At 66.3% G+C, this 3081-nt stretch carries 3 protein-coding genes; all 3 read left to right on the forward strand.

Annotated features, from left to right (window positions below; all coding sequences use genetic code 11):
* Positions 1-841, forward strand: an 841-nt coding sequence (locus VF497_RS10845) for an aldehyde dehydrogenase family protein (RefSeq protein WP_330888549.1), incomplete at its 5' end; no start/stop codon positions are given.
* Positions 838-2226 carry a transaminase gene (locus VF497_RS10850; RefSeq protein WP_330888551.1) on the forward strand — a complete coding sequence of 463 codons (1389 nt, stop codon included), beginning with the start codon at positions 838-840 and terminating at the stop codon, positions 2224-2226. The genes VF497_RS10845 and VF497_RS10850, both read left to right, overlap by 4 nt.
* Positions 2226-3023, forward strand: coding sequence for an SDR family oxidoreductase (locus VF497_RS10855; RefSeq protein ID WP_097676467.1), 798 nt, complete (start codon positions 2226-2228; stop codon positions 3021-3023). The genes VF497_RS10850 and VF497_RS10855 overlap by 1 nt, the downstream gene beginning before the upstream one ends.
* Positions 3024-3081 lie beyond the last annotated feature (58 nt).

Below are 3081 nucleotides of genomic sequence, written 5' to 3' on the forward strand. Positions count from 1 at the left end.
CGTCGTCACGGGTCGCGGAGCATCGGCCGGCGAGGCGCTCGCGCTGCATATGGATGTCGATGTGTTGGCCTTCACCGGCTCGGGCGCGGTCGGCCGTCGGTTGCTGGAATGCTCGGCGCGGTCGAACCTGAAGCGGGTTCACCTTGAGCTTGGCGGCAAGTCACCCAACATCGTGTTTGCCGATGTGCCCGACATCAAGCACGCGGCCAAGGTATCGGCCAACGGCATCTTCCGGAATGCGGGCCAGGTCTGCGTCGCCGGCTCGCGGCTGCTTGTGCAGTCCGCGATCTATGATCGGTTCATGGATGCGCTGCTCGATGCGACCGAAAAGCTCAGGGTCGGCGATCCCCTCGATCTGACGTCGGATATCGGCGCCATTTCAAGCAAGGCTCAGTTGCGCAAGAATCTCGATGCGGTTGCCCGCGCTGAAGCGCAGGGCGCGAAGCGGCTGGTCGGTGGCGAGCAGATCCGCATCGAGAGCGGCGGCAACTTCATGGCGCCCGCGATCCTCACTGAGGTGACACCGTCGATGGAAGTCTGGCGCGAGGAGGTGTTCGGCCCGGTGCTGGCGGTCACGCAGTTCGGCGGTGAGGAAGAGGCTACAGCGCTCGCCAACGCGACACCCTATGGACTTGCGTCGGCGGTGTGGACCGGAAGCCTGTCAACGGCGCATCGCATGGTGCGCTCCATCAAGGCCGGCGTCGTGCACGTCAACGCCTATGGCGGCGCCGATATCACGGTGCCGCTCGGCGGCTTCAAGCAATCCGGCTTTGGGCGCGACAAGTCGCTACATGCGCTGGACGCCTATACCGACCTCAAGACCGCCTGGATCGCGCTATGACATCAGCAACTACTGAGCGCGCGGGCGTTCTGAACCGCTTGCTCGACGCCGAGCAGGAACGCTTCCGGGCGCTGCATCCGCGATCGGCGGCGGCCTGGCAGGAGGGCCGGCAGCATTACCTTTATGGCGGCCCGTCGCACTGGATGCGGCGCTGGGCCGGCGGTTTTCCGATCTATGCCGACGAGGCGCACGGCGCGCATATCAGGGACATCGACGGCCGCGACTACATCGATTTCTGCCTCGGCGACACCGGCGGCATGTGCGGCCACGCGCCCGAGGCCGTGACGGAAGCCGCGCTGCATCAGCTCAAGCGTGGCGCGACCATGATGCTGCCGACCGAGGACAGTATCTGGGTCGGCGCCGAGCTGTCGCGCCGCTTCGGTCCGAAATACTGGACCCTGACGACGTCGGCAACCGATGCCAATCGCGCCGCGATCCGCATCTCGCGCATGATCACCGGCCGGCGCAAGGTGCTGGTGTTCTCCGGCTGCTACCACGGCGGAGTCGAGGAGGCGCATGTCGAGATCCGCGACGGCCGGGTCGGCCTGCGCAACATGATCCATCCCAACGGCATCGATCATGACGCCGTGAGCCGGGTCGTCGAGTTCAACGATGTCGCCGCGCTCGAGGCGGCGCTGGCTCAGGGCGACGTCGCCTGCGTGCTGACCGAGCCGCTGATGACGAATTTCGGCATGATCCCCGTCGACCCTGGTTTTCACGAGACGTTGCGCGACCTGACCCGCCGCGCCGGCACCGTGCTCATCATCGACGAGACGCATACGCTGTCCTGCGGACCGGGCGGCTATACCGAGAGCCACGGGCTCGAGCCCGACATCTTCGTCGCCGGCAAGGCGATTGCAGGTGGCATTCCCGCCGGTGTGTTCGGCCTCAGTCAGGAGATTGCCGAGCGGCTCTGGAAAATCGTGCCGCATGTCAATCCGCGCGAGCGGCAGTCCGCGCATCTTGGTTTCGGCGGCACGCTCGCCGGCAACGCGCTGACGGTCGCGACCATGCGTGCGGTGCTGGAGAAGGTCCTGACCTCCGCGAATTACGAGCGGATGATCGGGACCGCGACCCGGCTCGCGCAGGAGGCGCGCCGGCTGATTGCGGCGGCCGGATCACCCTGGCATGTCACGCAGATCGGCGCGCGTGCCGAGATCATGTTCATGCCACGGCCGCCTCGCAGCGGCGCCGACGTCATTGCGGGCCGGCAACCCGATCTCGAGACCTTGCTGCATGCGTTCTACATGAACGAGGGCATTCTGGTGACGCCGTTCCACACCATGCTGCTGATGTGTCCGGCAACATCCGGGCAGGACGTCGACAAGCATACGGCGGTGTTCGCGGAGTTCATCGATTTGCTGGGCGGCGCGGGAGCCATCTGATGCAGGCGATTCCGTTCAAGGTTGACGGCCGGGTCGCCATCGTCACGGGCGGGGGCAGGGGGATCGGCGCCGCCATCGTGACACGGCTCGCGCAGGCCGGCGCGTCCGTGGTGATCGCCAACCGGACCCTCGATGTGGCCGAGGCGCTGGCGCGCGAGCTGGCGGCTGATGGCCGGACCGCGCATTGCGTTCCGTTCGACAAGTTGGACCGTAGCAGCCTGCGTGCGATGGTTGACGATGTCGCCGCTCGATACGGCCGGCTCGATATCATCGTGCACAACGCCGGCGGTTGCCCGTGGGCCTCGCTTGACGAGCTCGATGAAGCAAAGCTCGACGAGACGCTGGCGCTGAATCTCAGCGCCAGCATCTGGCTCGCGCAGGCCGCAATCCCGCATATGCGCGCCGTCAGCTTCGGACGCATTCTGGTGACATCCTCGGTCTCGGCGCGGGTCGCGATGGGCGGCGGCGCGCACTACTCGGCGGCGAAGGCCGGCGTGAACGCATTCATCCGCGGCGCTGCATTCGAACTGGCGCGCGACGGCATCACCGTCAACGGCGTCGAAGCCGGCTTCATCGAGAAGCCGGGCCGCGGCACCATGAGCGCGCCGGAGAACAAGGCGAAGCTCGAGCGCTTCATCCCGATGGGGCACATGGGGAGCGCCGACGACATCGCGTGCGCGATGCTCTATCTCGCCTCCACCGAGGCCGGATATGTCACCGGGCAGACCATCGTCGTCGACGGCGGTTCGACCTTGCCGGAGACCGGATTTGCCGTCGAACGGCAGTGGGGAGCCTAGATGAGCATGATCTTTTCGGAAAACTGGCTTCCGCTTCTCCGGATCACGCTCTGATGCC

The organism is Rudaea sp., assembly GCF_036383415.1.
Taxonomy (GTDB): Bacteria; Pseudomonadota; Gammaproteobacteria; order Xanthomonadales; family Rhodanobacteraceae; genus Rudaea.